At 45.0% G+C, this 766-nt stretch carries 1 protein-coding gene; it reads right to left on the minus strand.

Annotation, left to right across the window (positions count from 1 at the left end):
• Positions 1-766: extracellular solute-binding protein (locus tag AC1DUA_RS39520; protein WP_477504871.1), on the minus strand; the 766-nt coding region annotated here is incomplete at both ends.

Raw genomic sequence — 766 nt, forward strand, 5'->3', positions numbered from 1 at the left:
ATAACCAGGTGCGCCCTCAGGAGGGGGCATGAACGCTAGATTGAAGCTGGGATTCGTCTTTTTCATAGGGATATTGAACAGATCAAGACGACCGATATAATCGAGTATCATGAACGTTTGGTCATTGGATACGGCATTTTGCCATTGCTGTACGTTGAAAGTCAGCCAATCCGGAGGCATAAGCCCTTCTTTTTGCATACGTTGGAAGAACTCGATCATCTTCTTATATTCGTTCTCAATAGGCCCATAGCGAACCTTGCCTGTTTTCTCATCCTGGAACAAACCATTCATTGTGCCGAACTGTGCGGTAGCAAAGTTAAGGATACCAAGATTAGCTCCGCTTCTGAAGGAGAACGGATAGCTGTTAGGGTATAGTTCCTTCAGCTTCTTGCCCACTGTGATAAGTTCATCGTAATTGGCAGGAGGATTAAGTCCATGTTTCTTGAAAATATCTTCCCGGTACATCCAGATGACACGGTTCGTTTCACCGAAGCCTTCATTTGGAAGCATGTACATTTTACCATCAGCTGCTAAAGAGGCTTTGGCAATTTCAGGATATTTCTTCATCCATGCTGTTAAATTCGGCATGACATCTTTGTAATCCAGAATATTAGCGAGAACCCCTTGCTGGCCGAACTTATCGGCATCCGCACGAGGGTTGAAGAAGGTGATGTCAGGCATGTTACCGGAGGCTACATTCAGATTAATGGTATCCTTCAGATCACCTGATGGAAGCTGAACATTGAAGGTGGCACCGGTTTTCTCC

The sequence above is a fragment of the Paenibacillus sp. 01T422 genome, assembly GCF_056398785.1.